22 protein-coding genes and 1 riboswitch are annotated in these 22,431 nt (G+C 70.4%); of the genes, 10 read left to right on the top strand and 12 right to left on the bottom strand.

The window, feature by feature from the left end:
* Positions 1–243: 243 nt before the first annotated feature.
* Both cdgB and RBJ65_RS00840 read left to right on the top strand, forming a co-directional pair.
* Positions 244–1,932, top strand: coding sequence for a diguanylate cyclase CdgB (gene cdgB, locus RBJ65_RS00835; RefSeq protein ID WP_306322944.1), 1,689 nt, complete (start codon positions 244–246; stop codon positions 1,930–1,932).
* A gap of 133 nt (positions 1,933–2,065) precedes the next feature.
* Positions 2,066–3,010: a carbohydrate-binding protein gene (locus RBJ65_RS00840; protein ID WP_306322943.1), complete on the top strand. Its 945-nt coding sequence runs from the start codon at positions 2,066–2,068 to the stop codon at positions 3,008–3,010.
* 246 nt (positions 3,011–3,256) lie between these two features.
* Here RBJ65_RS00840 and RBJ65_RS00845 read toward each other — a convergent pair whose 3' ends face one another.
* The 3 genes from RBJ65_RS00845 to RBJ65_RS00855 all read right to left on the bottom strand — a co-directional run bounded on the left by RBJ65_RS00845 (position 3,257) and on the right by RBJ65_RS00855 (position 6,413).
* On the bottom strand, positions 3,257–4,186 hold the full coding sequence (locus RBJ65_RS00845) for a 1-phosphofructokinase family hexose kinase (protein ID WP_306322942.1): 930 nt from the start codon (positions 4,184–4,186) through the stop codon (positions 3,257–3,259).
* 104 nt (positions 4,187–4,290) lie between these two features.
* Positions 4,291–5,427 carry an N-acetylglucosamine-6-phosphate deacetylase gene (gene nagA, locus RBJ65_RS00850; RefSeq protein ID WP_306322941.1) on the bottom strand — a complete coding sequence of 379 codons (1,137 nt, stop codon included), beginning with the start codon at positions 5,425–5,427 and terminating at the stop codon, positions 4,291–4,293.
* Complete coding sequence (locus RBJ65_RS00855; RefSeq protein WP_306322940.1) at positions 5,427–6,413, bottom strand: ROK family protein; 987 nt, start codon at positions 6,411–6,413, stop codon at positions 5,427–5,429. The genes nagA and RBJ65_RS00855 overlap by 1 nt, the downstream gene beginning before the upstream one ends.
* A gap of 153 nt (positions 6,414–6,566) precedes the next feature.
* Between RBJ65_RS00855 and RBJ65_RS00860 the strand changes: the two genes are divergently transcribed.
* The 3 genes from RBJ65_RS00860 to otsB all read left to right on the top strand — a co-directional run bounded on the left by RBJ65_RS00860 (position 6,567) and on the right by otsB (position 9,094).
* On the top strand, positions 6,567–7,838 hold the full coding sequence (locus RBJ65_RS00860) for an ABC transporter substrate-binding protein (protein ID WP_306322939.1): 1,272 nt from the start codon (positions 6,567–6,569) through the stop codon (positions 7,836–7,838).
* Between the two features lie 10 nt (positions 7,839–7,848).
* Positions 7,849–8,076: a DUF3263 domain-containing protein gene (locus tag RBJ65_RS00865; RefSeq protein ID WP_306322938.1), complete on the top strand. Its 228-nt coding sequence runs from the start codon at positions 7,849–7,851 to the stop codon at positions 8,074–8,076.
* 187 nt (positions 8,077–8,263) lie between these two features.
* On the top strand, positions 8,264–9,094 hold the full coding sequence (gene otsB, locus RBJ65_RS00870) for a trehalose-phosphatase (RefSeq protein WP_306322937.1): 831 nt from the start codon (positions 8,264–8,266) through the stop codon (positions 9,092–9,094).
* Here the strand turns inward: otsB and RBJ65_RS00875 are convergent.
* The 3 genes from RBJ65_RS00875 to RBJ65_RS00885 form a co-directional block, all read right to left on the bottom strand.
* The gene (locus tag RBJ65_RS00875; protein ID WP_306322936.1) at positions 9,071–10,456 is read right to left on the bottom strand and encodes a trehalose-6-phosphate synthase; all 1,386 of its coding nucleotides are present in this window, start codon (positions 10,454–10,456) and stop codon (positions 9,071–9,073) included. The two genes, otsB and RBJ65_RS00875, sit on opposite strands and share 24 nt — an antisense overlap.
* 100 nt (positions 10,457–10,556) lie before the next feature.
* Entirely contained in the window at positions 10,557–12,413 is a 1,857-nt protein-coding gene (locus RBJ65_RS00880) for a hypothetical protein (protein ID WP_306322935.1), read from the bottom strand.
* 38 nt (positions 12,414–12,451) lie between these two features.
* Positions 12,452–13,399 carry a glucosyl-3-phosphoglycerate synthase gene (locus RBJ65_RS00885; protein ID WP_306322934.1) on the bottom strand — a complete coding sequence of 316 codons (948 nt, stop codon included), beginning with the start codon at positions 13,397–13,399 and terminating at the stop codon, positions 12,452–12,454.
* A 150-nt stretch (positions 13,400–13,549) separates the two neighbouring features.
* Positions 13,550–13,705: riboswitch (SAM riboswitch) on the top strand.
* A gap of 18 nt (positions 13,706–13,723) precedes the next feature.
* Here RBJ65_RS00885 and thrC point away from each other — a divergent pair.
* From thrC to groL, 4 genes are all read left to right on the top strand, one after another.
* Complete coding sequence (thrC, locus tag RBJ65_RS00890) at positions 13,724–15,034, top strand: threonine synthase (RefSeq protein ID WP_306322933.1); 1,311 nt, start codon at positions 13,724–13,726, stop codon at positions 15,032–15,034.
* A 52-nt stretch (positions 15,035–15,086) separates the two neighbouring features.
* Entirely contained in the window at positions 15,087–15,362 is a 276-nt protein-coding gene (locus tag RBJ65_RS00895) for a ubiquitin-like small modifier protein 1 (protein WP_306322932.1), read from the top strand.
* A 422-nt stretch (positions 15,363–15,784) separates the two neighbouring features.
* Complete coding sequence (locus RBJ65_RS00900) at positions 15,785–15,991, top strand: cold-shock protein (RefSeq protein WP_030576453.1); 207 nt, start codon at positions 15,785–15,787, stop codon at positions 15,989–15,991.
* A 312-nt stretch (positions 15,992–16,303) separates the two neighbouring features.
* Positions 16,304–17,929, top strand: a complete 1,626-nt coding sequence (groL, locus tag RBJ65_RS00905; RefSeq protein WP_306322931.1) for a chaperonin GroEL — start codon at positions 16,304–16,306, stop codon at positions 17,927–17,929.
* Between the two features lie 177 nt (positions 17,930–18,106).
* Here groL and RBJ65_RS00910 read toward each other — a convergent pair whose 3' ends face one another.
* The 4 genes from RBJ65_RS00910 to RBJ65_RS00925 form a co-directional block, all read right to left on the bottom strand.
* The gene (locus tag RBJ65_RS00910) at positions 18,107–18,553 is read right to left on the bottom strand and encodes a Uma2 family endonuclease (RefSeq protein ID WP_306322930.1); all 447 of its coding nucleotides are present in this window, start codon (positions 18,551–18,553) and stop codon (positions 18,107–18,109) included.
* Positions 18,554–18,612: 59 nt separating this feature from the next.
* Positions 18,613–19,434 (bottom strand): hypothetical protein, encoded by an 822-nt coding sequence (locus RBJ65_RS00915; RefSeq protein WP_306322956.1) that lies wholly within the window; start codon positions 19,432–19,434, stop codon positions 18,613–18,615.
* 265 nt (positions 19,435–19,699) lie between these two features.
* The gene (locus tag RBJ65_RS00920; RefSeq protein ID WP_306322929.1) at positions 19,700–19,918 is read right to left on the bottom strand and encodes a DUF397 domain-containing protein; all 219 of its coding nucleotides are present in this window, start codon (positions 19,916–19,918) and stop codon (positions 19,700–19,702) included.
* Positions 19,902–20,744 carry a helix-turn-helix domain-containing protein gene (locus RBJ65_RS00925; protein WP_372341426.1) on the bottom strand — a complete coding sequence of 281 codons (843 nt, stop codon included), beginning with the start codon at positions 20,742–20,744 and terminating at the stop codon, positions 19,902–19,904. The genes RBJ65_RS00920 and RBJ65_RS00925 overlap by 17 nt, the downstream gene beginning before the upstream one ends.
* Before the next feature lie 83 nt (positions 20,745–20,827).
* Between RBJ65_RS00925 and RBJ65_RS00930 the strand changes: the two genes are divergently transcribed.
* Positions 20,828–21,127, top strand: coding sequence for a hypothetical protein (locus tag RBJ65_RS00930; RefSeq protein ID WP_306322927.1), 300 nt, complete (start codon positions 20,828–20,830; stop codon positions 21,125–21,127).
* Here RBJ65_RS00930 and RBJ65_RS00935 read toward each other — a convergent pair.
* Positions 21,103–21,393: a hypothetical protein gene (locus RBJ65_RS00935; protein WP_306322926.1), complete on the bottom strand. Its 291-nt coding sequence runs from the start codon at positions 21,391–21,393 to the stop codon at positions 21,103–21,105. The genes RBJ65_RS00930 and RBJ65_RS00935 overlap by 25 nt on opposite strands.
* An 81-nt stretch (positions 21,394–21,474) precedes the next feature.
* Entirely contained in the window at positions 21,475–21,975 is a 501-nt protein-coding gene (locus RBJ65_RS00940; RefSeq protein ID WP_306322925.1) for a hypothetical protein, read from the bottom strand.
* Positions 21,976–22,431 lie beyond the last annotated feature (456 nt).

The raw sequence follows: 22,431 nt of genomic DNA on the forward strand, positions 1-22,431 counted from the left end.
CGTGTTCAGGAAACGCACAGAATCCACCCGCCAACACGACTCAATCTTTCATCTCCTGCTGTGACTTGAGTCACAGGAGCCATATTTTGTTGACCCTGTGTACCGGGTGCACAGCTCGCTGTGATTCAGTGGCGGTCGACACTGCGAATGAACGTGCTGCTGCACGTGCGAAGCGAAGCTGAGCGAGCAGATCAGAACGATCAGAATTTTGGAGTGCTGTCGAGGTCTCGGGGAGAACTGAGCATGGAGACCGAGTCGGAGCCGTACGTCCGTCTTGCGACCCTGCGTCAGCTGCACCAAGTGATGGCGGACATGAACACCGCCCGCAGTCTGGCCGACACCCTGCAGACCGTCGCGGACGGCGTGGTGAGCGGACTCGGCTACGAGCTGGCATGCGTGAACCTCGTACGGCCCGACGGTGATCTCGTCGTCGCCGCCTTCTCCGGCAACTCCGCGGCCGAGGCCCTGATCACCGGACGCGTCGGCTCCCGTGAATCATGGGACCGCCGCCTCTCCATGGGCAAGCAGTGGGGCGAGCTGCGCTTCATACCGCACACCGAGGGCTGGATCCTCGACGAGGACGACGTGCCGCAGTGGTTCACCGCGGGACCGCCGCCCCGTTTCGAGGACGAGTGGCACCCCGCCGACCGCCTCTTCGCCCCCATGTACGCGACCGGATCCTCCGGCGGCGAACTCCTCGGCGTGATCTCCGTCGACCGCCCCCGCAACGGCCGGATCCCCGGCGCCTGGGGCCGCGAGGCCCTCCAGATGTACGCCTTCCAGGCCGCCATCGCGATCAGCAACGCCCGGCTGCGCTCCAACATGCAGCGCGCCCTCGTCCGCCTGGAGCGCGAGCAGCAGGCGCTGCGCGCCAGCGAGGAAAGCTTCCGGCAGGCCTTCGAGTACGCGCCCTCCGGCATGGCCATCGCCGAGATGGGCGGCGACCAGCACGGCCGCATCCTGCGGACCAACGACGCGCTGTGCCGCCTCCTCGGCCGCCCCGCCTCCGCCATGCGCCGCTACTCCTTCTCCGACCTCGTGCACCCCGAGGACATCGGCACGCTGCTGCGCACCTCCGCCGAGGGCGGCCGCGCGGAGCTGCGCCTGTGCCGCCGCGACGGCACGTACGTCTGGGTCAGCCTGCGCAATTCGGTCGTCGCCGACGCCGCCGACGGGCCGCGCTTCCTGCTCACCCACGTCGAGGACATAGAGGAGCGCAAGCGCCGCGAGCTGCAGCTCGCCCACCGCGCCTCGCACGACTCCCTCACCGGCCTGCCGAACTCCGCGGAGCTGCGCGCCCGCCTCGCCGCCCGCCTCTGCCGCCGCCCCCAGGAGCCGGGCCCCAGCGCCATCGACTCCCTCGACGCCGCGTACGGCGACCACCGCGCCGCCCCCGACGCCGCCGGGATCGGGTACGACTTCGGGGCCCCGGTCCCGCACCAGTCGAATCTCTACGAGGGGTTCGACGGCTTCGACCACCATGTGCACGTCGTGGCGCCCGAGCACGACGAGAACTCCGGCGCCGACAACGGCACGAAGGGCCTCGCCGTCCTCTTCTGCGACCTCGACGGCTTCAAGTCGATCAACGACCGCTTCGGGCACAACGCGGGCGACGCCGTGCTCATCGAGGTCGCGCGCCGCCTCACCAGCGTCGTACGGGACGGGGACACGGTCGCCCGGCTCGGCGGCGACGAGTTCGTGGTGCTCGCCGACGGGCTCGGCCGCGAGGACGCCCAGGACCTCGCCGTCAGATTGCGGAACGCCATCATTCCGCCGATTCGGGTGGACGGCAGGGCGGTCCGGGTGGGGGCCAGTTTCGGTATCGGCTGGGCCCACTGCGGGATGACGGCCGAGGAAGTGCTGCAATCCGCTGACCAGCGCATGTACGTAGAGAAAAGATCGCGTAGTAAGCAGCACAGGCGGGCCGGATAGCTTCTGTACCGGTCCCGGAAAGGCCCTACATTGGGCGTGGTTCCGCGTCCCCCGTGAGGTCAAGGCCACGTCGAGGGGTCACTCGCAGCGGGTACCCTCGCCGAGGTAAGCAACGTGTAGGGAGTGATCTGGGATGGCGCCCGGCAACAACGGCGGGAGCACCACGCCCGAGGACGACGACCCGTTCGGCTATCTGTACGCCGACGGGCAGGCGGCCGGGGCGACCCCGCCCGAGGGCGCGGGCGGCGGCTACGGCTACCCGAATCCGCGGCCCTCCTACAACCCGGTCCGGGCCAACCAGATCCGCACGGTCGGGGAGCGCCAGTACGGGCAGACCCAGCCGACCCAGGCGTACCAGCAGCCGAACGCCCACTACCAGGCGCCCGAGACGATGCCCGGCGGCGGCGTGCCCAGCCAGCCGGGTCCGCCGACGGCGCCCATGCGCGGGGGCGGCCGGGGCGGTGGCCCCAACACGAAGGCGCTGCTGATCGGCGCGGTCGCGGTCGTCGCGGCCGTCGTCATCGGCATCGGCGTCGCCATGCTCAGCAACGACACCGGTGACGACAAGGGCGGCGAGGCCGGCAGCGCGGCCTCCGGCGGTTCGCAGTCGGTGCAGCCGAGCGAGAAGCCCTCCAAGTCGGCCTCCGCCGCGCCCGTCGACCTGCCGAAGACCGACGCGAAGGCGCTGCAGCTGTCCGGCGGCACGTCCGTCGCGACCGACGTGCAGGGCGCGAAGGCGGACGGCGGGCAGTACGTCGCCGGGTTCAACAAGGTCGGCGCGAGCCTGACCTGGACCGTCAGCGACATCCCGAAGGACGGCGCGTACAAGCTGCACGTCGACTACGGGGTGCCCGGCAAGGACTCCGACGCGACGATCGACGTCAACGGGAAGAAGCAGTCGCGCCCGCTGAACATGAAGAACTTCGCCGGGGCGAAGGAAGGTGACTGGGAGTCGGGGTGGACCAATACGTGGGCCATCGTCCAGCTCACCAAGGGTACGAACGCGATTACGGTCTCCTGCGAGCAGGGCAACAAATGCGACGCCAACTTCGACCGCATGTGGCTCACCCAGGGCTGACCGATTTCCGCCTCGCCGGTTCGGTAGATCCAGCTTCGCTGGCGTAACGCCGGTTCGGGTAAATCAAGCCTCGCCGGCGATTGAGGCGCGGGGTCCGGGGCGGAGCCCCGAGGCCGTAACACCGGCTCCGTTCCTGACGCCCGGGGCTCCGCCCCGAACCCCGCTGCTCAATCGCCGCAGGGGCTTGATCGGCCGGACCCAGCCGCGCAGTTGCGGCGGGGGCTTGATCGGCCGGACCCGGCCGGGTTACGCCGCGCCGGAGTGGGGGGCGACCGTGATGCGGCCCACCAGGTCGTCGTAGGTGGCCGGGTCGAATTCGCCGGCCACCGGGGACACCACCGTCGCGGCGGAGAGTGCCACCGCCCGGGCGAGCCGCTGCGGCCACGGCAGGTGCTCCACGTGGCCCGACAACAGCCCCGCCACCGCCGAGTCCCCGGCCCCCGTGGGGTTGCCGGACAGGCGCCCCGGCGCGGGCGCGCGCCACTCGCCGTCCGGGGTGAGCGCACACAGCCCGTCAGGACCGAGCGAAGCGACCACCGCGTGGGCGCCGCGCCGCCGCGCGTCCTTCATGGCCTGCAACGGCTCGTGGGAACCCGTGAGTTCGGCCAACTCGTCCGCGTTCGGCTTCACGAGGTCGGGCCGGGCGGCGACACCCCGCCGCAGCGGTTCGCCACTCGTGTCCAGCAACACCGGCACGGAGGCGGCCCGCGCCGCGCGCACCAGCGTCGCGTACGCCCCCACCGGCACCCCCGGCGGCAGGCTCCCGCACAGCGCCACCGCGGACGCGGACCGCAGCAGATCCGCGTACGCCTCCTGGAAGGCGGCCCACTCCGCGGGCGTGATCGTCGGACCCGGCTCGTTCAGCTGCGTCGTGTCGCCGGACGCGGCGTCGACGACGGCGATCGTGCGGCGGGTCGAACCGGTGACGGGGACGAGGGCGTCCGAAACGCCCCGTACGTCGAGCAGTTGGTCCTGGAGCGTGCGCCCCGTGGCGCCGCCCGCGAACCCCGTGACGGTCACCTCGTGGCCGAGCGCGGCGAGCACCCGTGCCACGTTCAGCCCCTTGCCGCCCGGCCGCTCGGTGACCTCGGTGACGCGGTGCGAGGTGTGCGGGCGCAGCGCGCGCACGCGGTACGTGATGTCGAGTGCGGTGTTCAGCGTGACCGTGAGGATCACAGGACCTCACCCCCCTTACGTACTTTCAGTAACGGGGGCTGATCATGCCAAAGTCAAGGCGGTTGGCCCAGACCTCGGGTCAACCGCCTTTCCGTACGGGAGAGTTACGGCTCTACGAGCCATTCGCCCTTGCGCATGACGCCCTTGACGTCGAACTCCGCGTCCAGGACCACCAGGTCGGCGTCCTTGCCGGGCTCCAGCGAGCCCACCTTGTCGTAGATCCCGAGCAGCCGCGCCGGGTTGGCGGAGATCGCCCGGACGACGTCCTCGACGGGCAGCTTGTCGATGGTGGCCGCGCGCTTGAAGGCCCGGTCGAGGGTGAGCGTCGAGCCGGCGATGGAGCCGCCTTCCACGAGGCGCGCCACGCTGTCCTTCACCTCGACCTCCAGCGGGCCGAGCATGTAGCGCCCGTCGCCGAAGCCGGCCGCGTCCATCGCGTCGGTGATGAAGGCGACCTTCCCCGCGCCCTTGTGGTGGAACGCCAGCTCAAGGGCGGCCGGGTGCAGATGCGTGCCGTCGTTGATCAGCTCGACGGTGATCCGCTCGTCCTCCAGGAGCGCCGCGATCGGCCCCGGCTCGCGGTGGCCGAGCGGCGGCATCGCGTTGAAGAGGTGCGTGGCGACGGTGGCGCCCGCGTCGATGGCCTCGACCGTCTGCTCGTACGTCGCGTCGGTGTGGCCGATCGCGGCGATCACGCCGTGCTCGGCGAGGAGGCGTACGGAGTCGATGCCGCCGGGCAGCTCGGTGGCGAGGGTGACCATCCTGGCCTGGCCGCGGGCGGCGTCGATCAGCTTGCGGACGTCGGCCGGGTCGGGGTCGCGCAGGAGCGTCTCGTCGTGGGCGCCCTTGCGGCACGGGGAGATGAACGGGCCCTCGAAGTGGATGCCCGCGATCTCGCCGTGCTCGGCCAGCTCGGAGAGCAGCCCCGCGCGCTGCACGAGGAAGTCCATGTCGCCGGTGACGAAGGACGGGACGATCGTGGTCGTGCCGTGCTGCTGGTGCGTACGGACGCCCGTGAGGATCTCGTCGATCGAGCCGGAGGTGAAGGACGCGCCGCCGCCGCCGTGGTTGTGCATGTCGACGAAGCCGGGCACCACCCAGTGACCGGTCAGGTCGACGGTCTCGGCGCCGTCCGGGGCGGCCCCGGCGATCGACGTGCCGTCGACGATGACGCGGCCGTCGGTGACGGTCCCGGTGGGGAGCACCACCTCGGCGCCGGTGAGCACCTTCGCTGTGGCCATCAGGCGGTTACCTCCGTGTTGTCGACGGCTTCGTTGTCGCCGTCGGTGTCGTCGTTGCCGTCGGTCTCGTCGGCCAGCAGGTCCCAGGCGAGGAGTCCCGCGCCCAGGCATCCGGCGCTGTCCCCGAGGACGGCCGGGACGATCGTGGGGAGCGCCTGAAAGGTCACACGCTCCGCGACGGCCGCACGCAGGGGTGTGAACAAGGTTTCCCCCGCCTCGGCGAGCCCGCCACCGATGATGAGCGTGCGGGGGTCCAGCAGAGTGAGCGCGAGCACGAGCCCGTCGGCGAGCGCGGCCACCGCGTCCTGCCAGACCCGGGCCGCCTTCTCGTCGCCCCCGTCGACGGCCTTCGCGCAGTCCGCGGCGGTCGCCTTCTCGTCGCCGCTCGCCTCCTGCCAGGCGAGGGTGACCGCGGAGGCGGAGGCGTACCGCTCCAGGCAGCCGCGCTGGCCGCAGCCGCAGTCGATGCCGCCGGGGCGGACGACGACATGGCCGATCTCGCCCGCGGAGCCGTGCGCGCCGGGCTCGATGCGCCCGTCGATGCCGATGGCGCCCGCGATCCCGGTGCCGAGCGGCATGAACAGGAACCGGTCGGCGTCCTTGCCCGCGCCGAGCCGCCCCTCGCCGAGGCCGCCGGTGCGCACGTCGTGCCCGAGCGCGACCGGGATGCCGCCGAGCCGCTCGCTGAGCAGTTCCCGCATGGGTACGTCGCGCCAGCCGAGGTTGGCCGCGAACAGGGCGATCCCGTTCGTCTCGTCGACGACGCCGGGCACCGCGACCCCGGCCGCGCGGGCGGGCTCGCCGAGGTGCTTCTCGCCGTACGCGCGCAGGTCGGCGGCGAAGCCGAGGATCGACTCGACGACCGCGTCGGCGCCGCGCTCGCGCTGGGTCGCCCGGCGCGCCTGGTGCAGCAGTGTGCCGTCGGCCCCGACCAGGGCGGCCTTCATCCCGGTGCCGCCCACGTCCAGGGCGATGACATGTTTCACGGGGGACAGTGTCGCGCGTCCACCCGCGAGAGGTCTAGTCCAGTCGGGCCCTCGTTTCCGCTCCGGCGCCCATGTGGTGTAGACCTTCCGTTTGGACCGTGGGACAGTCCCATGGCGCGACGGACACGCGACGGACAAGGGTGGGGTGCGGCAGTGCGCAAGGGGAGGACGACGCTGACCGTGGCGGCCGCGCTCGGAGTGGTGGCGGCATCGTCGCTGCTCACAGCCTGTGGAAGCGGAGGCTCCGACGACGCGGTCACGCTGCGCCTCGTCGCCGCCGACTACGGCGACTCCCAGGCCAACACCTCCCAGAAGTACTGGGACAAGCTCGCCTCCGCCTTCGAGGTCAAGCACCCGGACATCAAGGTCGACGTCGACGTCTACTCCTGGGACGTCGTCGACAAGAAGGTCAAGGACATGGTCGCCGCGGGCAAGGCGCCCGACATGGCGCAGATCGGCGCGTACGCCGACTACGCGGCGGCGGGCAAGCTCTACCCCGTCGACAAGCTGCTGTCCGTGCCGGTCCAGGCGGACTTCGTCGGCCAGATGAGCCAGGCAGGCGAGATCAAGGGCGCGCAGTACGGCATGCCGTTCGCCGCCTCCACGCGCCGCCTCTTCTACAACAAGAAGCTCTTCGCCGAGGCCGGCATCACGCCGCCGAAGACCTGGGCGGACCTCGTCGCCGACGCCAAGGCGCTCAAGGCGCAGGGCGTGCGCTACCCCTTCGCGCTGCCGCTCGGCACCGAGGAGGCGCAGGCCGAGACCATGATCTGGATGCTCAGCAACGGCGGCGGCTACACCGACAACGTCGGCACCTACGCCATCGACGACAAGAAGAACGTCGAAGCCCTGTCCTGGCTCAAGAACGACCTGGTCACCAAGGGTCTGACCGGCCCCACGTCCCCCGGGAACCTGAACCGCACCCCCGCCTTCCAGGCCTTCGCCAAGGGCCAGGTCGGCATGTTGTCGGGACACCCCACGCTGATGAACATGGCCAAGGCGAAGGGCGTCGACTACGGCGACGTGGCGATCCCCGGACCCGGTGGCACGCCCAAGTCCACGATGGGCGTGACGGACTGGATGATGGCGTTCAAGCAGGGCGGCCACCCGCGCGAGACCGGCGAGTTCCTCGACTACGTCTACGACAAGAAGAACGTCCTCGACTTCTCCCGCGAGTACACCGTCGCACCGGTCACCGTCTCCGCGTCCGACGCCATGACGGCGTCGCCGAAGGACAAGGCCCTGCGCCCCTTCATCAACGAACTCGCGGGTGCCACCTACTACCCGGCGAACAAGACGTCCTGGCCCGAGGTCAGCGCCGAGATCAAGAAGCAGATCGGCTCCACCGTCACGTCGCAGGGCAGCGCCGCGGGCACGCTCGGCTCGATCCAGAACGACGCGGCGGCGGCGGAGTCCGCCGAGTAGCGTGACGGGTATGTCCTCCCTAGGCGACCGCGAGCGCGCGGTGCTCACGTTCGAGGGGCGTGGGTGGGCGTCGCCGGGTGCGAAGGAGCGGGCGATCCGTGAGGAGCTCGACCTGGCGCCGGTCCGCTACTACCAACTCCTCAACGCCCTCCTCGACGACCCGAGAGCGCTTCAGTTCGCCCCGGTAACGGTCAACCGCCTCCGCCGCGTAAGGGCTGCCCGCCGGGCGGAACGGTAGGCGGGCATTTGAGCCCCTGCGGCGATTGAGCAGCGGGGTCCGGGGCGGAGCCCCGGGGCGCTCACCGGCTAGTCGTGGCCGGGCTTGGGGCTCTGCCCCAAACCCCGCTGCTCAATCGCCGCAGGGGCTTGGTGGGGAGCGGCTCAATCGCCGCAGGGGCTTGGTGGGCGCGGCTACAGTCATCACCATGGCCAGCCACCCGTACGCCCCCCGAACCCCCGCCGGCCGCGACGCCCTGGCCAGGATCATCACCCGCCCCCAGCGGAGCGTCATCGCGCTGGACTTCGACGGCACCCTCGCCCCCATCGTCCCCGACCCCGACCACGCCCGCCCCCACCCCACCGTCCTGCCCGCCCTCACCGCCCTCGCCCCCAAGGTCGCCGCCATCGCGGTCGTCACCGGGCGCCCCGCCGGTGTCGCCGTCCGTCAGGGCGGCTTCGCGGGGGTGCCGGGGCTGGAACACCTCGTGGTGCTCGGCCACTACGGCGCGGAACGCTGGGACGCCGCCACCGGCACGGTCACCGCCCCCGCGCCCCACCCCGGCGTAGCCACCGTCAGGGCCGAACTCCCGGGCGTACTCGCCGAGTTGAACCTCTGGCACGACACGTACGTCGAGGAGAAGGGCCGCGCCGTCGCGGTCCACACCCGCCGCGCATCCGACCCGCAAGGCGCCTTCGACGCCCTCCGTACCCCCCTCGCGGAGCTCGCCGCCCGGCACGGCCTCATCGTGGAGCCGGGCCGCCTGGTCCTGGAGCTGCGCCCGCCCGGCGTCGACAAGGGTGTGGCACTCGCCGAGTACGTACGGGAGGTGGGTGCGGAAGCCGTCCTCTACGCGGGCGACGACCTCGGTGACCTCCCCGCCTTCGCGGCGGTGGAGAAGCTGCGCTCCGACGGGGTGCCGGGGCTTCTGGTGGCGGCGGACGACGTCGTCCCCGAACTCGCCGACAGAGCCGACTTGTTGGTGGAAGGACCCGTCGAACTCGCCGAGTTCCTCTCAGTCCTGGCGCAGCGCCTCTAGCTGGTCCAGGAACCACTGCCCCGGCGGCAACGCCGTCCCCGCCGCCGCCAACCGCTTCGTCCGCTCCGCCCGCTCGTCCTCCGGCATGGCCAGCGCCTCCGCGAGCGCCCGCGAAGTGCCGGTCACGTCATAGGGGTTGACGGTCAACGCGTCCTCGGCCAGCTCCTCGTACGCCCCCGCCTCCCGCGAGAGCACCAGCGCGCACCCCTCGTCGGAGACGACCGGGACCTCCTTGGCGACGAGGTTCATGCCGTCCCTGATCGGGTTCACGAGGGTCACGTCGGCGAGCCGGTACGCGGCGAGCGAGCGCGCGAAGTCGTCCTTCACGTGGAGCACGACGGGAGTCCAATCAGCCCTCCCGAACCGGGAGTTGATGTCCTCCGCGACCCGCGCCACCTCATCCGTGTAGTCCCGGTACACCGCCAGGTCCTGCCGCGACGGGTACGCGAACGCGACGTGCACCACGCGCTCCCGCCACTCCGGCCGCTCCGCCAGCAGCAGCTCGTACGCCCGAAGGCCCCGCACGATGTTCTTCGACAGCTCGGTCCTGTCCACCCGCACGATCACCTTGCGGCCCTCGCCCACCTGCCCGCGCAGCGCCGTGAGCCGCTCCTCCACATCGTCCTCGTGGGCGCGCTCGCGCAGGAAGTCGCCGTCGGCGCCGAGGCCGTGCACCCCGATCCGGGTTCCGGACGTGCCGCCGACGAGATGCGTACAGCAGTCGGTGAACGCGTCCGCCCAGCGCCGGGTCAGGAACGCACAGCGGTCGGCGCCGAGCATGCCCCGCAGCACCTGTTCGGCGATGTCGTCGGGCAGCATCCGGAAGTAGTCGACGGGCGCCCACGGGGTGTGCGAGAAGTGCCCGATGCGCAGGTCGTCGCGGAGCTCGCGCAGCATGCCCGGCACCAGCGTCAGGTGGTAGTCCTGCACGACGACGGTCGCGCCCGGTGCCGCCTCTTCCGCCAGCGCCTGTGCGAAGGCCCGGTTGTACGCCTCGTACGAGGCCCAGCGCCGCCGGAACTCCGGGCCGAACGACGGCTCAAGGGGCGTCTGGTACAGCATGTGGTGCACGAACCACAGCACCGAGTTCGCGATCCCGTTGTACGCGTCCGTGTGGACGTCCGCGTCGATGTCCAGCATCCGTACGCCGGGCTCGGTGATCCCGCGCCGCACCGCCTCCCGGTCGCCCTCGCCCAGCGCCGAGCACACCCACAGCTTGTCCTCGACGGCGCTCAGCGCCGACACGAGACCGCCCCCGCCGCGCTTGGCCGCGATCTCACCGTCGTCGTCGACGACGTACGAGACCGGGCCGCGGTTGGACGCGACGAGAACCTCAGCAGCACCATGCGTCGTGGAACCCATACGGGCACGCTAGCCCGGCCCGGAAACGTTCAAACGTAAGGCCGGGCCCCGTCGGGGGCCCGGCCGTATACAACGCCTGTGAGCAGGTCGGTCGCGGGTGTCAGTCCTTGCGGCCGCGGATCCGGGCCGCGGCGACGGCCAGCGCGCCGAGCACGCACAGCGCGGCGGCGAGACCGCCGTACAGCGGCAGGTGCGAGTCCGAGCCGGTCCGGGCCATCTCACCGCTGCTCGGCGGGTTCGGCGGGGTGGGCCGGGCCTGCGGGCTCTCGCCGCTCGCGGAGTCGGTGGGCGTCGGCTCGGGCTTCGGCGTCTGCTCACCCGGCTCGGTCGGGTTCGGGGACGTCGGCTTCGGGGACGTCGGGGACGGGGACGGGGCCTCCCGCTCGATGGTGGGCGCGATGCCGCACCGCGCGTCCTCGGAGCCCTCCTCGCAGTTGGTGCGCGGGGTGTCGGCGGTGACGCTGTTGGTGAGCTTGCCGTCGCCGCTGACCGGGTCGTTGACCTTCACGCTGTACTTCACGGTCGCCGTCTTCCCGGCCGGGATGTCACCCGTGTAGCTGATCTTCGGCTCGGTGTAGGAGACGTCGCCCATGCTCGCCTCTGCGTCGTCGTTGTACGTCGCGTCGTCGAGGTTCTCGGTGAGGTCGTCGGTGAACTTGGCGTTCGGGTACGGGAGTCGGCTGACGTTCTTCGCCTTCACCGTGTACGTCACCGTGTCGCCCGGCTCCACCTTCGCCGGGCTCGCCGTCTTGGTGATCTCCAGGTCGGGGACCGGGACGGACAGGGCGAGCGCCGAGGGCACGTACGTGTCGCCCTTGGTGGAGAAGTCGAGCGTGGTGGAGGTCGAGCCGACCGGGATGGGATCGGACCCCGCGGCCCGCGTGTTCCCCGCGGCCCGCGTGGAGGAGCCGCCCGTGACGTCGAACTCCTTCGCGTCGATGCTCAGGTTGTTGATCATCTTCGGGTCGAGGGCGCCGTCGTCCTCGGAGATGAAGAAGTTGTTGGTGTTGCCGGTGTGCGACTCGGGGATGTTCTTGCCGCCCACGGCGAACTTGTCGCCCGGCGTGTTCCAGTCGCCCTCGTACGCGGTGACGCTGGCCCGCGGGGTGCCCGAGGTCCGGTAGAAGCCGTCGACCGTGACCCGGGTGGCGGGGGAGGTGGAGCGTTGCAGCACGTGGCCGCCGTAGATGTAGACGTTGCGGCGGTCCGGCGCGTAGGTCTCGTTCGGGGCGTCGTACTTGTAGACGACGGTCATCGACCAGCCGCCCACACAGCCCTTCCCGGTGGGCGCCCAGATGTCGCCGACCGAGACCGGGATCGGGGCCCCGGTCCCGGTGACGCCGCTGAACAGGTCCGTGACGTCGGCCTCGCCCGTGTAGTAGTGCGGGCCGCTGGTGGAGGCGGGGTCCTGGACCAGGTTCTGAGGGGTGACCTTGGACGGGGTCGTGCCGTTCACGCCGACCGCGGGCACCGCGTCCAATGGGTCGCCGGGCGAGCGGTCGACATCGGCGCCGGAGATGTCGCAGCGCTTCAGCTGCGCGCCGCTCGGACCCTTGTACGTGCCGTCGTTGCCGCCGAAGAAGAGGCGGGCGTAGGCGACCTTCGCGCCGGGCGGGATCGCGACGCGGCCGGTGCTCGATCCGTAGCCGTCCGTCGTCCCGGCGGTGTTGATCCGCTGCATGACAAACGTGTTGTTGTTGTCCTTGCCCTCGCCGTTCGCGGCGACGGCGCAGCGTGCGGCCATGGAGGCGTCGTCCGTCGGGCAGCCCATGACGGTGTTGCCGATGGTCTTGAAGTCGCCGTAGATCGATTCGTCGTAGCGCTTGGCGAAGGGGGAGACCACGTCGGCCGATGCGGGGCTCGGGGTGAGGCCCGCCGCGCAGGTGATGGCGAGGGTGGCGGTGGCGGCGCACGCCGCCCTGCCCTTGAGCCTGCCCTTGAGATATCTAAGCCACATAAAGGGCAACTTATGCAAAACGGATGATTGTGCCGCGCTTATGCCACGCGACGCTCCGCGTACTCACTGATTTCGATCATCGGGGGCCGCTCCTCCGTGTCCACCGCGTGGACGCGCGGCTCGAAGCCCTCCGCGCCCCGCTCGAACTGCGTGAGCACCGGCCTTATGAGGTGCCCGCGCGCGAGCCGCAGCTGCGCGGTGCGGTAGATCGCCGCCGCCATCCTGCCGAGCGCCTGCCCGTCCTGGTGCCGGTGCTTGCGCACGCCCACATCGACCTGCGCCAGCCCGTCCAGGCCCACGGTGTGCAGCGCGTCCACGAGCAGGCCGATCTCCACGCCGTACCCGACGGGGAACGGGAGTTGTTCGAGCAGCGTCCGCCGCGCCGCGTACTCGCCGCCCAACGGCTGGACGAATCCGGCCAGTTGCGGCCAGTGGAGGTTCAGGATCGGGCGCGCCATCAGCTCGGTCACCCGGCCGCCCTGCCCGGCGGCCCCCGCCAGCGGCCGGTCGTACATCGCCTTCACGAAGTCCACGTCCGGCTCCGTGAGCAGCGGCCCGACGATCCCGGAGACGAAGTCCGCGGAGAACTCCTTCAGGTCGGCGTCGACGAAGCAGACGATGTCACCGGAAGTGACGAACAGCGAACGCCACAGCACCTCACCCTTGCCGGCCCTGACCGGGATCCGCGGCAGGATCGTGTCCCGGTGCTCGACGCGCGCCCCGGCCGCCGCCGCGACCTCGGAGGTGCGGTCCGTGGAGCCGGAGTCGACCACGACCAGCTCGTCGACGAGCGGCACGGCCTCCGTCATCAGCGTCCGCCGGATCTCGGCGACGATCTCGCCGACCGTCTCCTCCTCGTTCAGGGCGGGCAGCACGACGCTCACCGTCTGCCCCGACGCGTGCTTCGCGGCGACCACCCGGTGCAGCGGGTGCTCGGCCACGGACCAGGAGCGCCTGCCCAGCCAGCGCTCGACCTCTTCCAGCACGGTCTGCCGCTCCTTAACTGTGATCCATCTCGCGGTTCGGACGACTATCTCAAGGGTCAGGGCCGTCGGTTACAGTCTTGAACAAGGCCGATGACCATCGCATGTCGGGGGTCGCCTGCCGTCCACAACTGAATCCACACAACCGAATACCGCTCATCCAGAGGGGCAGAGGGATACGGCCCGTTGAAGCCCCGGCAACCCTCCAGCCGGTCTCGTGCGACTGTCACTGTCGACACCGCGAGGCTCCCGGCTAGGGAAGGTGCCAAATCCGTCTCGCGGCGAGATGCGTCGCGAGAAAGATGAGGAGAAAGGGCCTCGCCTCTCATGGCTGTACAGACTGTCGCAACCGAAACCGCCGCCTCCGCTACGGACGCTGTCGACCTCGGTCCGGCCTCCGGCCTCTCCTGCCGCGAGTGCGGCAACGTCGTCCCGCTCGGCCCCGTCTTCGCCTGCGTCGAGTGTTTCGGCCCGCTGGAAGTCGCGTACGACCTGCCCGTCGGCGACCCCGAGGCCCTGCGCAAGCAGATCGAGGCGGGCCCCGCCAACATCTGGCGCTACGCCCCGCTGCTGCCCGTCCCGGCCGACGTCGCCGAGAAGCCGAACCTGAACCCCGGCTGGACCAAGCTCGTCAAGGCCGACAACCTGGGCCGTGAACTGGGCGTCGCCGAGGGCAAGTTGTTCGTCAAGGACGACTCCGGCAACCCCACGCACTCCTTCAAGGACCGCGTCGTCGCGCAGGCCATCGAGGCCGCCCGCGCCTTCGGCTTCACGACCCTCTCCTGCTCCTCCACGGGCAACCTCGCGGGCGCCGTCGGCGCCGCCGCCGCCCGCGCCGGCTTCCGCTCCTGCGTGTTCATCCCGCACGACCTGGAGCAGGGCAAGGTCGTCATGGCCGGGGTCTACGGCGGTGACCTCGTCGCCATCGAGGGCAACTACGACGACGTGAACCGCTTCTGCTCCGAGCTCATCGGCGACCCGCTGGGCGAGGGCTGGGGCTTCGTGAACGTCAACCTCCGCCCGTACTACGGCGAGGGCTCCAAGACGCTCGCGTACGAGATCTGCGAGCAGCTGGGCTGGCAGCTGCCCGACCAGCTGGTCATCCCGATCGCCTCCGGCTCGCAGTTCACGAAGATCGACAAGGGTCTCAAGGAGCTGATCAAGCTCGGCCTCGTCGAGGACAAGCCGTACAAGCTCTTCGGCGCCCAGGCCGAGGGCTGCTCGCCGGTCTCGGTGGCGTACAAGGGCGGCCACGACGTCGTACGCCCGCAGAAGCCGACGACGATCGCCAAGTCCCTCGCCATCGGCAACCCGGCCGACGGTCCTTACGTCCTCGACATCGCGCGCCGCACCGGCGGCGCCGTGGAGGACGTGAACGACGAGCAGGTCGTCGACGCGATCAAGCTGCTCGCGCGCACGGAGGGCATCTTCGCGGAGACGGCGGGCGGTGTGACGCTTGGCGTCACGAAGAAGCTCATCGAGGCGGGCCAGATCGACCCGTCGTTGACCACGGTGGTCCTGAACACCGGCGACGGCCTCAAGACGCTTGACGCGGTCGCCGAGTCCTCGCAGGCCACGGCCACGATCCGGCCGAACCTGGACGCGTTCCGCGAGGCCGGCCTCGCCGCCGACCTCTGAGCCCGGCCGACCACCGAGCCCAACCGAACTTGTAGCAACGGGAGTTACCACCATGAGCGTCAACGTCCGCATCCCCACCATCCTGCGCACCTACACCGGCGGCCAGGCCGAGGTCGCCGCCGAGGGCGCCACCCTCGCCGACGTCATCGCCGACCTGGAGAAGAACCACACCGGCATCGCCGCCCGCGTCCTCGACGACCAGGGCAAGCTGCGCCGCTTCGTGAACGTGTACGTGAACGACGACGACGTCCGCTTCGAGCAGGGCCTGGAGACGGCGACGCCGGACGGCGCGGGCGTTTCGATCATTCCCGCCGTCGCCGGCGGCTGATCGATTACTCACTGTCGTCTGAATTGCCCCCTCCGCGAGAGAAGCGGAGGGGGCAATTCTGCATGGTTGAGCGCGGTACAGTTGGGGAACCCGCCGCGTTTCCGGGCGCGGTGCATGACGGGCGCATATGAGTTCTCGCCCGGTGCCCGACAAGAAGTAGCCAAAGTGTCCAGCCCTTTCGGGCCTTTTACGGCATTTACGCAGCCCGACTTGCCCTGGGATCCGGTGAGTTGGCCCGGTTTCCCCGATCTGGCGTGCCCAGAATTCTCGTCCGATTGACCTGTTGCGGACGGCAGTCGGGCAGATACATTCAGCCGCGGTCGACGCGTTCCGGCGCACACCCCCAGCCAATGGGGCGTGAGGTCTGACCCGGGTCCGCGAAGTGCGGTCCTGTGCAAGGGCCAGTAATAGGGGAGTTAGGCATGGCTCAGGGCACCGTCAAGTGGTTCAACGCGGAGAAGGGGTACGGCTTCATCGCGGTCGACGGTGGTGCGGATGTTTTCGTCCACTACAGCGCGATTCAGATGGACGGCTACCGCACCCTCGAAGAGGGTCAGCGAGTTGAATTCGAGATCTCGCAGGGCCAGAAGGGGCCGCAGGCCGACATGGTCCGTGTGGCCGCCGGCTGATACAACGCGCGCGTCAGACTGCAAGCTTGAACGTCGCACGTCATGGAGGGCTCGTCTCCCGGGTGGACCGGGGGCGGGCCCTTCGTGCTGCGTGCGCTTGCAGCGGATCCGTGGTAGCCGCTTGCACTCGCATGGGTCGAGTGCTAATCATTGGGCTTAGCACTCTCCCAGTGAGAGTGACAAAACTTGGATCGGGTCGGTGAGGTCCGGGGACCGGGTGGGGCAAGGAACCACGAGGTCCGCAGGCCGTCCGTCGCGGGCACCAGCACGGTCCTTTTGCGTTAGCCACCCCGTCCGGGAGGACCACTTCACATGGCCAAGATCATCGCGTTCGACGAGGAGGCACGGCGCGGCCTCGAGCGCGGCATGAACCAGCTCGCCGACGCCGTCAAGGTGACCCTGGGCCCCAAGGGTCGCAACGTCGTCCTCGAGAAGAAGTGGGGCGCCCCCACGATCACCAACGATGGTGTGTCCATCGCCAAGGAGATCGAGCTCGAGGACCCGTACGAGAAGATCGGCGCCGAGCTGGTCAAGGAGGTCGCGAAGAAGACGGACGACGTCGCCGGTGACGGCACGACGACCGCGACCGTCCTGGCCCAGGCCCTGGTCCGCGAGGGCCTGCGCAACGTAGCCGCCGGCGCCAACCCGATGGCCCTCAAGCGCGGCATCGAGCGCGCCACCGAGGCCGTCTCCGCCGCCCTCCTCGAGCAGGCCAAGGAGGTGGAGACCAAGGAGCAGATCGCCTCCACCGCCTCCATCTCGGCCGCCGACACCCAGATCGGCGAGCTCATCGCCGAGGCCATGGACAAGGTCGGCAAGGAAGGCGTCATCACCGTCGAGGAGTCCCAGACCTTCGGTCTGGAGCTCGAGCTCACCGAGGGTATGCGCTTCGACAAGGGCTACATCTCGGCGTACTTCGCCACCGACATGGAGCGTATGGAGGCCTCGCTCGAGGACCCGTACATCCTGATCGTCAACTCGAAGATCGGCAACGTGAAGGACCTCCTTCCGCTGCTCGAGAAGGTCATGCAGTCCGGCAAGCCGCTGCTGATCATCGCCGAGGACGTCGAGGGCGAGGCCCTGTCGACCCTGGTCGTCAACAAGATCCGTGGCACCTTCAAGTCCGTTGCCGTCAAGGCCCCGGGCTTCGGTGACCGCCGCAAGGCCATGCTCGGCGACATCGCCATCCTCACGGGCGGCACGGTCATCTCCGAGGAGGTCGGCCTCAAGCTCGAGAACGCCGGTCTCGACCTGCTCGGCCGCGCCCGCAAGGTCGTCATCACCAAGGACGAGACGACGATCGTCGACGGCGCCGGTGACAGCGACCAGGTCCAGGGCCGCGTCAACCAGATCCGTGCCGAGATCGAGAACAGCGACTCGGACTACGACCGCGAGAAGCTCCAGGAGCGCCTGGCGAAGCTCGCCGGTGGCGTCGCCGTCATCAAGGCGGGCGCGGCCACCGAGGTCGAGCTCAAGGAGCGCAAGCACCGCATCGAGGACGCCGTTCGCAACGCGAAGGCGGCCGTCGAAGAGGGCATCGTCGCCGGCGGTGGCGTGGCCCTCCTCCAGGCCTCCGCGGTCTTCGACAAGCTGGACCTGGAGGGTGACGAGGCGACCGGCGCCAACGCCGTGAAGCTGGCCCTGGAGGCTCCGCTCAAGCAGATCGCCGTCAACGGTGGTCTTGAGGGTGGCGTCGTCGTGGAGAAGGTGCGCAACCTGACGGTCGGCCACGGCCTGAACGCCGCGACCGGCGACTACGTCGACATGATCGCCGAGGGCATCATCGACCCGGCGAAGGTGACGCGCTCGGCGCTGCAGAACGCCGCGTCGATCGCCGCGCTGTTCCTGACGACCGAGGCCGTTATCGCCGACAAGCCGGAGAAGGCTGGCGCCGCGCCGGCCGGTGGCGGCATGCCGGGCGGTGACATGGACTTCTGAGCCGGTTAGCGGTTCAGCTCGTCTTTGCCCGAGGGCGACGGCGTCTCTTCTACGGGAGACGGTGTCGCCCTCGGGTGTTTTGTTTGCGGGTAGCCCGGGTTGCGGTCGCGGGGCTCTGCCCCGGACCCCGCGCCTCAATCGCCGGCGGGGCTTGAATTTGCCCTCCGACGGGGCTCGTCAGGCGTAGTCCTTGAGGCGGATGCGGATTGTGGCGCCGTAGTGGTGCGGGCGGCGGTTCTGGTAGACGCCGTTCTCGGGGGAACTGTGCACGACGACTGTGCCGTTGTCGCGGGCGACGACGAGGTAGACGGGGATGTCGGCGTACGCGTAGGCGTGGGGCTTCTCCTGGCGGTCGCGGCGGTGGGTGTCGCGGTCCTTGGAGGCGACTTCGACCACCATGAGGACGCCGTCCTCTAGCTTTCCGTTGAGCAGTTCCAAGGTCACCGTCTCGGGCGCGACACGGGCGAGTTCCTCGAAGTCCTCGACGTCGATGGGGCCGTGCTTCACGAGCAGCCGTCCGTCCCAGAACTCCAGCTTGTTGCGCAGGGACTCCGGAGCCCTGCGGTTCAGTTCCTCGAAGTTCTCGATGCTCATCTGCGGGCGGTCGGCGGTGCCAGGGGACATGGGTGTGCCTCCTCGCCTCCATCGTGCCCCGGATGTGCCGGACCGGATCGTCGGCGCGGTCATACGCGAGTCCTTTCGCTGCGGGGGATCATCGCCGCGCGGGCCTCGGCGGCGCGGGCGCGTACGGCTTCCGGGGTGAGTGGGGCCGCCGGGCGGCGGTCCGGGTGGGTGCCTCGGCACGGGGCGCATTTGCCACCCTGGAGGGACTCCGGGCGGCCCGGTGCGCCGCAGGTCGCGCACTCCAGGACGCGGAGCGGCGGGCGTGGCGCGGGCGGGGGTGGGAGTTTGTCGGTGAGGCGGCGGCGGACGAGGGCGGCCGGGCTGTGGACCGGGACCGGGAGGCCCGCCGTGAGGGCGTGGAGGATGCCGGGTTCCTCGGCGCCGTGCGCGAACCATTGCTCCACCGCGGGTGCTAGTTGCTCGCATTCGGCGGCCGAGAGGGCGAGGGACGGCGCCGTGCGGCCGAGGGCGGTGAGGAGCACGAGTGCGCGGCTGCGGGTGGGGGGCGTTTTCCGGGCCGGTTCATCCGGTGTCTCTTGGGGTACGTCGCCTCTCACGTACGCCGTCCACCACGCGTCGTCGCGTGCCGTCCGTGAGAACCAGCTGCGCGTCACCCAGCGCGAGCTGCCCGATCCGGCGAGGTGTTCGCGGCCGCGCCTCAAGTGGCCCGCCGCCTGAAGGTTGTTGAGGGCCGTACCCATGGCCGCCTGGCCGTACGGGAGGCAGCTGGCCAGCAGTTTCACCGAGATGTCGGAGCCGTCGGGCAACCGGTCGATGAACCCGGCGATGTGCGCTTCGCGGGCCGGGAGGTGGGTGAAGTCGTGCCCTGTGCGGGGGAGTTGGTCCGGTACCGAGCGTTTGCCGTAGCCGGGGTTCGCCATCGGATGCGGGGCAGCACTAAAGTGGGTGTCAGCCACGGGATCTCCCTTTGCAAGATCTCGTTGGACAGGCCCCCGCAGGTGTTAGCGCACCGGCGGGGGCCGTTCGTATATCGGGCACGTTAGAGCGCGATTACCGTGCGTGGCAAGTCGGTGACGAAAAGTGTCCGGATTTCCCAACTCGCAGGGAGGGAGGGCGGGTTGAAACCCACCTCCCAATCCTTAGAAGCAGGTCTCGGGTCTCGGCGCTTGAGCTTCGGGGCGAGTGTTACGCGGTGCGGCGCAGGTCGGCGACGAACGCGGACCAGGCGTCCGCCCGGAACTTGAGCTTCGGGCCGGTGGGGTTCTTGGAGTCCCGGACGGGGGCGATCCCGTCAAGGTCGCGGGTGAATTCGAGGCAGTCGCCGCCGTCGCCGCCGCTGTAGCTGGACTTGTGCCAGCTACAGGCGGCGACGCCGTTCGGGCCGTACTCAGGGGTGCTGTTCATGGGCGTAATTCTGCGCCACCGTGTCGATCAGAACCAGGGAATCATGGGGTGGAAGAGCCGTCGCCTGGAGGAGGTTGAAGGTGAAGGTGTGGCGAGCGACAGTGGCCGGATCGTCGGTGAGTTTGCCCATGTCGGGGCCGTCGACGAAGGAGAGCGGCGGTGCGTTCTCGAACTCCATGAGCTTGAGGGGGCCGACCAGCGAGGCGTGGGCGCCCGCACCGAACGGCAGTACCTGAACCAGCGCGCGATGGCGCCGCGCCAGGTCCGCCACGTGTTGCAGTGCCTCCGCCATGGCCTGCGGGCCGCCGACCGGACGGCACAGTGCCGCCTCGTCGAGGATCGCCCACAACAACGGTGTTGTTGGGTTGTCGAGCAGGCGCCCCCGCGCCAGGCGGTCGGCGACCAGGCCGTCGATCTTCTCGTCCGGCGCGGTGGGCTGGTAGGCGTGGAAGACCGCCTCCGCGTAGGCCCGCGTCTGGAGCAGGCCGGGGATGAGCATGCCCGCGTACTGCCGGATGGCCGTCGCTATGGCCTCCGCCTCCGCCGCCTCCGCGAAGTGGTCGGGGAAGCGGGACTTGTTCGCCTTCTCGCAGTTACGGGTGAAGAAGCCGCCCGTGTTCAGCTGCTCGTCGAGGCATTTCGCCATGTCCGGCAGGATGCGGCGCGTGCCCGCTTCCATCTGGCCGACGTAGGAGCCGCTGACGAACAGGCGCTCGCCCAGGGCCTGTTGGGTGAGGCCCGCTCTTTCGCGGGCGTGGCGGAGTTCTTCGCCGATCATTACGCGGCGCGACGACGGGTCGAGGTCCTTGGGTCCGGTCACGTGCATCAACTCCCGGTCCAGCAGCGGCGTCTGTTGGGCCGCTGCCCCTCGCCAGCGTAGAGCGGAGTCGGTCACTCTGGGTGGCGAAAGTGGAACTCGGAGTGGAGGAGTACGTGATGGTGGTGCGGGGCGCGGAGCGGTTGCGGGTCGTCGAGGAGGTGGTCGCGCAACTGCGGGTGGAGACCGGGGAGTTGGGGGTCGTGCTGCCGTCGCTGCGGGTGGATCCGGTGTCGGCGGCCGGGGAGGTCGGGTATCCGCTCGTCGACCTCGGGTGCGTGAACTTCGATACGGCGATGCGGATCGTCGCCGTACTGCATGAGGGGCGTACGCGGTCGGCGTACGCCCCTGGCGAGGGTGGTGGCGGTCAGGCCGCGGGCTGCTCGGAGTAGGACTTCCAGGTGTCGCGGCCCGCGCGCCCCGCGCTGGTGGCGGCCGCCTGGGCCTGGTGGAGGGCGCGGGTGGCCAGCTCGGAGGGCGGCACCTCCCAGGTGCCGGTCCAGTTGCGGCCCGCGCGGGCCAGTTCGTAGACGAGGAAGCCGGCGCCCGCCATGGCGGTGAGCGTGCCGATGCCGGCGAGCGCGGCCCCGGCCGTCAGGCGGCGCCGGTCCGGGCGGAACTCGGTCCAGGAAATCTTCGAAAAGGTGCTGTCAGCCATGCGGTCAGGATGCGGGAGGCCGGGCGTGGGCGCATGCGGAGCGGTGGCCGGAGAGTGAAGGCAGGGGGCTGAGCTGCGGTCCTATGCGTCGTCTCCGGTCCTGCCGTGGGCGCGGCGCAGGCGCTGGACGGCGAGGATCGCGAGGGCCAGCGCGGCTGCCGTCACCGGGGCGGCGTAGCGGGCCAGGTCGAAGCCGGACGGGGGCAGGAGGTAGCCGGGCAGGGCGCCGTACGGCAGGGGCCCGGACGTCGAGTTCTCGCCGATGTGCAGGACGGTCGCGTACAGGACGGTGCCCGCCGTGCTGGCGCACCAGACGGCGAACGCGGCGCCGGTGGCGCGGGGCAGGTGCAGGGTAACGCGGCGGACCATGAAGTAGGTGAGGGCGGAGACGATCGCGAAGGCCTGCCAGGCGTAGAGGTGGAGGAGGCGGTCGAGGAGGGGCTGGTCGTTGAGGGGCGAGGACGGGGTCGGCAGGCCGCTGGAGAGCTGCGGCCGCAGGGTGGAGACGCAGAGTTCGGGGTGTTCCGTGGGGCCGCACCACAGTCGTAGGAGTGGGGTGGCGACCTGCCCAGGCACCTCCACGTCGAACAGTGTCAGGACCAGCGCGGCGGCGGCCGTGGCGGCCAGGGCCGCGCCGATCCTGCGGAGCAGTGTGTCGAGGGGGCCCAGGAGCTGGCGGACGAAGAAGCGGCGGGCCTGGGCCTTGGTCGGCGTCTCCGGGAGGAGGGTGGCGGCGGCCCGGGTCAGTTCCGGGAAGCCGCGCAGCCAGGCCGCCAGCGCTCCGGCCGCGCCGAGGAGCAGCGCGTGGCCGATGCCCGCCCGCCGCGTCCCACCACAGTTGGTACGCCGCGTCGCCCCGGCTCAGCGGGTCGGTGGACAGGTCGGGCAGGCGGAGGCAGGCGAGGGCGAGGTACTGCGCGAGCGGGGCGAAGGCCAGGAACGCGGCGCCGGTCAGCGGCATGCGGTGCGCGGCCGGTGCCCGGGTGGTGAGGGCGCGAGCGGCCGTGGTGAGGACCGGGGCCCTCCGTGTGCGGTGCG

Source organism: Streptomyces sp. KL109B, from assembly GCF_030766935.1.
Taxonomy (GTDB): Bacteria; Actinomycetota; Actinomycetes; order Streptomycetales; family Streptomycetaceae; genus Streptomyces.